Raw genomic sequence first — 5,902 nt, 5'->3', positions numbered from 1 at the left:
TGCGAGGCGGGTGCGCAAGGTTCAGGCCGGCCGGCGGTCAGCCCTGCGGGACCACCCGCGGCCAGCGGTCCTCGGCCGGCGGCTCCCACGTCGCGGCGTCGGCGTCGACCTGGTCGCCGGAACGGATGTCCTTGACCTGGTCGGCGCCCACGACGCCGTCCTCCCCCGCGGAACCCGGGAACCAGACGAACGGGATGCCGCGCCGGTCGGCGTACTTGATCTGCTTGCCGAACCTCGCGGCGCTCGGCGCGACCTCCACCGGGATGTCCCGGGCGCGCAGCGCCGCGGCCACGGCGTCGGACGTCGCGCGGTCCTCCTCGGACGAGACCGCGACCAGCACGGCGGACGGCACCGAACGCGTCGCCTCCACGAGGCCGGCGGACAGCAGCCGCGAGACGAGGCGCGAGACGCCGATCGACAGGCCCACACCGGGGTAGGTGTTCTTGCCGTCGGACGCGAGCGTGTCGTACCGGCCGCCCGAGCAGACCGAACCGAGCTGCTCGTGCCCCACCAGCACCGTCTCGTAGACGGAGCCGGTGTAGTAGTCGAGGCCGCGCGCGATCTTCAGGTCGGCCACGACCACGCCCGGCGCGCGCTGCGCCGCCGCGGCGATCAGCGCGCCCAGCTCGGCCAGGCCCGTCTCCAGGAGCTCGGTCACGGCGCCGTACGACTCGGCCAGCGCCCGCACCTCGTCGATCACGCCGACGTCGGACCCCGAGATCGACGCCAGCGCGAGGCAGGCCTTGGCCTGGTCGTCGGTGGCACCGCACTCGGTCACGAGCAGCTCGGAGACCTTGTCCGGGCCGATCTTGTCGAGCTTGTCGATCTGGCGCAGCACGCCCTCGACGTCGTCCAGCCCGACGCCGCGGTAGAAGCCCTCGGCGACGCGGCGGTTGTTCACCAGGATGCGGACCGGCGGCAGGCCGATCTCGCCCAGCGCGCCGAGCGCCTCGGCCATGACCAGCGGCGCCTCGACCTCGAAGTGGTACGGCAGCTCGCCCGCGCCCACGATGTCGATGTCGGCCTGGACGAACTCACGGAAGCGGCCGTCCTGGGGGCGCTCGCCGCGCCACACCTTCTGGATCTGGTAGCGGCGGAACGGGAACGCGATGCGGCCGGCGTTCTCCAGCACGTAGCGGGCGAACGGGACGGTCAGGTCGAAGTGGAGGCCGAGCTGCTTCTCGGAGCCGGAGCGGGCGGCGCCGTCCTCCTCCTGGAGGCGGGACAGGACGTAGACCTCCTTGGAGGTCTCCCCCTTGCGCAGGAGCTGGTCGAGCGGCTCGACGGCCCGCGTCTCGATCCCGGCGAACCCGTGCAGCTCGAAGGTGTGCCGCAGCGTGTCGAGGACGTGCTGCTCGACGATGCGACCGTCAGGGAGCCATTCGGGGAAACCGGAGAGAGGAGTGGGCTTTGCCATGCCTCAGATCTTCCCACGAGCGGCGACCCGTCAGCCCGGGTTTTCCACAGCCTGGTCGACCAGCCCGGCGAGCACGTCCAGCTCGCCCCGCTCGTGCCATGCCAGCCGGCGCAGCACCTTCACGCTGGTCCAGCTCCCGTGGTCGGGCCAGACCCGGGACAGGTCCGGCGCCATCGTGGAGACCACACGCCGCACGTGCGCCCCGGACTCCTCGAGCTCGGTCACCACGTCGTCCGCCCGCTCTCGCGCGGGCAGCCCCAGCAGCGGCAGGTAGTAGCGCGACTCGGTGTCCGCGATGTGGAACGCGAGCTGTTCCACCGTGTGCCAGGACGCGTAGGCCGGGAGCCGCCGTCCGGGGTCGCGGTAGGCCAGCACCCCGGGCGGGGCGGCCCGCACCAGGTCGAGGGTCCTGGCCCGGGTCCGGGCCAGGACGGCGAGCGTCGCCCCGCGCTCCGCGTCCGACGCCGGCGCCAGGTCGCGCTCGAACACCGTCTCGTCGCCGCTCTCGGCCCGGACCACGCGCTCGACGACGTCGATGGCCTCTGCAGCGCCGGCCCCGAGCCCGCACCGCTCGGCGAGGTCCGCGAGCGCCGCGGCGTCGTCGGGCCCCTGGCCGCAGGTGCCCCAGTGCGTCAGGTCGAACGTCCACGCGGCGGACCAGCCGTCCTCGGCCATCCCCGCGCGCGTGTCGACGTACGCCCTCACGCGCCGGCCACGGTGAGGAACGGGTTGGTCGCCAGCTCGCGGGCCACGGTGGTGGCGGGGCCGTGCCCGGGGACCACGGCGAGCGCCGGGTCGAGGCCGCGCACGACGTCGCGCAGGGTCTTGCCCATCACCTCGTACGAGCCGCCGTGCAGGTCGGTGCGGCCGACGGAGCCCGCGAACAGGACGTCGCCGGTCAGGACTACCTCGTCGTCGAGGCGGTAGAGCGTGGACCCCTCGGTGTGGCCCGGCGCGTGCAGGGCGTGCAGCGTGACATCGCCGAACGTGAGCTCTGCCGACCCGCCGGGCGTGGCGAACGGCTCGACCAGGTCGGGCGCCCGGTAGTCGTCGCGGTGCAGCCCGAGCGCGGTCTCCAGCGCGGGGCTCAGCGTGGCGAACGGGTCGGCCAGGCGGTATGCGTCGGCCTCGTGCAGGCGCATCGGGATCCCGTACCGCGCGCACAGGACCCCGGCGTCCCAGGTGTGGTCGGCGTGGCCGTGCGTGGCGAGGACGGCGCGCGGCTTCAGTCCGGTGTCGTCGAGCAGGCGTCCGACGGCGTCGGCGACCCCCGCACCGGCGTCCACCACCACGCAGTCGGCACCCGCCGACACGACGCAGCAGTTGGTCCCGAAGACCGGCGCGACCAAGACACGAAGCTCCACGCGACCCACGCTAGCGGCTCCCGTCGTGCCTGGCAGAGGCTTCTTCACCCGTCGCCGGAGGCGCTCAGACAGTATGACCTGGCATCCGATGCCTACACTGTCCCCGCACGGGGTGATTCGCCCCGGATCCATCAGGTGAATCGGTCCAGCGTGACCGCGCCCCGGGTCGGGGTGAGCACGAGAGAGCACGGGGAAGGGAACGCGGTGGCTTCCACCAAGCAGCGGCAGCGCGCGCAGCAGGCCAGGCAGGCCGACAAGCGGGCGCAGCGGCAGGCGGCCAAGCGCGCGCACAAGCAGCGCCTGTGGACCTTGGTCGCACTGTTCACGGTGCTCGCGCTCGTCGGCGCCTTCGTGGTCGCCGCGCTGATCAGCTCCGGTGCGCCCGAGGCGGGCGACGATGCCGAAGCAGGCGCGGGCACCGAGACCTGCCCGGCCGGCGTCCAGGAGGCGCGGGACACCTACGAGCTCGCCGACCCGTCGGTGGCCGAGGACCGCACCTGGACCGTCACGCTGCAGGCCTGCTCGGGCGACACCACCGCCGACGTCGTGCTCGAGCTCGACGGCGCGGCCGCGCCGCAGGCCGTCGCCAGCTTCGTGACGCTCGCCCAGGGCGGGTACTTCGACGAGACCGGCTGCCACCGCCTCACGACCCAGGGCATCTTCGTGCTCCAGTGCGGCGACCCGACCTTCACGGGCTCCGGCAGCCCGGGCTACTCCTTCGGGCCCATCGAGAACGCCCCGGAGGACGACCTCTACCCCGCCGGCACCGTCGCGATGGCGCGGCGGGGCGACGACGCCGAGTCCATGGGCTCCCAGTTCTTCCTCGTCTACGAGGATTCGACCATCCCCTCCGACACGGTCGGCGGGTACACGGTCTTCGGCACGATCACATCCGGCCTGGACTTTGTCCAAGCAGTCGCTGACACGGGCGCGGTAGACGGTGCACCAGACGGTGAGCCTGCCACCCCGGTCACCATCGAAGGAGTTGAGACCCAGTGAGCGAACCCACTTCTCGCTCGACCGAGCCCGTCCAGCAGGACGCGCCCGTCGAGCCCGTGGCCGAGACTCCGACCGCAGCCGAGGCCCCCGCCGAGGCGGTCAGCGAGGCGACCGAGACCGCCGCCGGGGCGGACACGGCGGACGACGCCGCCGAGGCGACCCCCGAGGCCGCCGCGACGGAGCCGGCCGCCGAGGAGGCTCCCGTGGCCGAGGCCGAGGTTCCCGCGGAGGACGCTCCCGCCGTGGAAGCGCCCGCCGAGGAGGCCGAGGCCCCTGCTGAGGACGCCGCTGCGACCGAGGCTGCCGCCGAGGAGACTCCTGCCGCCGAGGCCGAGACGCCTGCCGAGGAAGCTCCGGCCACCGAGGCCGACGCTGCCGCCGAGGAGGCCCCCGTGGCCGACGAGGTTGCTGCCGCCGAGGAGGCTCCGGCCGCCGATGCCGAGGCGCCCGCCGAAGAGGCGGCTGCGGACGAGGCTCCCGTGACCGAGGCCGTCGCGACCGAGGCACCGTCCGAGGAGGCACCGGCGACGGAGACTCCCGCTGCCGAGGCCGAAGCCCCCGCCGAGGAGCCCTCGACCGAGGAGGCTCCCGCCGCCGAGGCCGAGGCCCCCGCCGACGAGGCACCGGCCGCCGAGGCCGAGACCCCCGCCGCGGCTGCCGCGCCCGCTCCGAAGCCCGCCACGCCGAAGCCGTCGGCGATCCCCTCGCCGGCCGCACTCGCCCGGCCGCGTGCGCCCAAGCCGGGCACGCCGTCGGCCCCCGTGGCGCAGGCCGCCCCGGCGACGGCGCCCGCACCCGTGGTGCCCGCCGCCGCGGACGCCGTCGCGCACGCCGAGGCGGAGAAGTTCGGCCGCGTCGACGACGAGGGCAACGTCTACGTCAACGACGGTGACGGCGAGCGCGTCGTGGGCCAGTTCCCCGGCGTCACCACCGAAGAGGCGCTCGCGCTGTACGTGCGCCGCTACCTGGACCTGAGCGCGAAGGTCGGCCTGTTCGAGGCCCGGCTGGACAGCGCGGACCTGTCGGTGCGCGAGATCGACCAGACGCTGCAGAAGCTCGGCGAGGAGACCGCCGAGCCCGCCGCCGTCGGCGACCTGCCGGGCCTGCGGACCCGGGTCGAGGCCCTGCGGGGCCGCGCCGCGGAGCGCCGTGCCGCCCTGGAGCAGGCACGCTCCGCCGCCAAGGCGGAGGCCGTCGAGTCGCGCACCTCGATCGTGGAGGCCGCCGAGAAGATCGCGGCGACCGACCCGAGCAAGATGCAGTGGCGCCCGGCGGGCGAGGAGCTGCGTGCGCTGCTGGACCGCTGGAAGGACGCCCAGCGCTCCGGGCCGCGTATCGACCGCCCCACGGAGGAGTCGCTCTGGAAGCGGTTCAGCCACGCCCGCACGGCGTTCGACCGCGAGCGCCGGCACTTCTTCGCCGACCTGGAGCAGCGCAACAGCGCCGCGAAGACGGAGAAGGAGAAGCTGGTCTCCGAGGCGGAGGCGCTGTCGAACAGCACCGACTGGGGCTACACCGCGGGCGCGTACCGCGACCTGATGACGCGCTGGAAGGCGGCGGGCCGGGCGTCCCGCAAGGACGACGACGCGCTGTGGGCCCGGTTCCGGGCCGCGCAGGACCGGTTCTTCCAGGCCCGGGACGCCGAGAACGCCGTGATCGACGCGGAGTACGGCGAGAACCTGAAGGTCAAGGAGGTCCTGCTGGAGGAGGCGGAGGCGCTGCTCCCGGTCAAGGACCTGAACAAGGCCAAGGCCGCCCTGCGCAACCTGCAGGAGCGCTGGGAGGAGGCCGGCAAGGTTCCTCGCGGCGACATCCAGCGCATCGAGGCTCGCCTGCGTGCGGTCGAGACCGCGGTCCGCGACGCCGACCAGGCGCAGTGGAAGCGCACCAACCCCGAGACGCGTGCGCGCGCCGAGGGTGCGGCGGCGCAGCTCGAGTCCGCGATCGCGGCCCTCGAGGCGGACCTCGCGGACGCGCAGGCCAAGGGCGACAAGCGCAAGGTCTCCGAGCTGGAGGCCGCCGTGGCGGCCCGCCGCTCGTGGCTGGAGCAGGTCGTCAAGGCCGCGGAGGACTCCCGGGGCTGATGCTTGTCCACAGCGGGCCCGGTCGCGCTCTGCGCGAC

General features: G+C 74.1%; 5 protein-coding genes. 2 read left to right on the top strand and 3 right to left on the bottom strand.

Features of this window, described 5'->3' with window-relative positions; translation table 11 throughout:
- Nucleotides 1–37 precede the first annotated feature (37 nt).
- From hisS to ACFWEJ_RS26500, 3 genes are read right to left on the bottom strand one after another with little or no spacing between them, the layout of a single operon-like run.
- On the bottom strand, nucleotides 38–1,417 hold the full coding sequence (hisS, locus tag ACFWEJ_RS26510) for a histidine--tRNA ligase (RefSeq protein ID WP_377232165.1): 1,380 nt from the start codon (nucleotides 1,415–1,417) through the stop codon (nucleotides 38–40).
- Between the two features lie 30 nt (nucleotides 1,418–1,447).
- Complete coding sequence (locus tag ACFWEJ_RS26505) at nucleotides 1,448–2,122, bottom strand: hypothetical protein (RefSeq protein WP_377232164.1); 675 nt, start codon at nucleotides 2,120–2,122, stop codon at nucleotides 1,448–1,450.
- A complete protein-coding gene (locus ACFWEJ_RS26500) occupies nucleotides 2,119–2,781 on the bottom strand; it encodes an MBL fold metallo-hydrolase (protein WP_377232163.1) in 663 nt (220 codons plus the stop codon). Before ACFWEJ_RS26500 ends, ACFWEJ_RS26505 begins: the two co-directional genes overlap by 4 nt.
- Before the next feature lie 204 nt (nucleotides 2,782–2,985).
- Between ACFWEJ_RS26500 and ACFWEJ_RS26495 the strand changes: the two genes are divergently transcribed.
- Together ACFWEJ_RS26495 and ACFWEJ_RS26490 are read left to right on the top strand one after the other, a co-directional pair.
- Nucleotides 2,986–3,780, top strand: a complete 795-nt coding sequence (locus ACFWEJ_RS26495; RefSeq protein ID WP_377232162.1) for a peptidylprolyl isomerase — start codon at nucleotides 2,986–2,988, stop codon at nucleotides 3,778–3,780.
- Nucleotides 3,777–5,864 carry a DUF349 domain-containing protein gene (locus tag ACFWEJ_RS26490; protein WP_377232161.1) on the top strand — a complete coding sequence of 696 codons (2,088 nt, stop codon included), beginning with the start codon at nucleotides 3,777–3,779 and terminating at the stop codon, nucleotides 5,862–5,864. Before ACFWEJ_RS26495 ends, ACFWEJ_RS26490 begins: the two co-directional genes overlap by 4 nt.
- The last annotated feature ends 38 nt before the right edge of the window (nucleotides 5,865–5,902 follow it).

It is taken from the genome of Promicromonospora sp. NPDC060204, assembly GCF_042728455.1.
GTDB lineage: Bacteria > Actinomycetota > Actinomycetes > Actinomycetales > Cellulomonadaceae > Promicromonospora.
The sequence above is the reverse complement of the archived record's forward strand: the minus strand, read 5'-3'. Positions and strand labels throughout refer to the sequence as shown.

Coding starts and splice junctions, on each gene's coding strand:
- hisS (WP_377232165.1), bottom strand. CDS start 1,417: ATGGCAAAGCCCACTCCTCTCTCCGGTTTCCCCGAATGGCTCCCTGAC.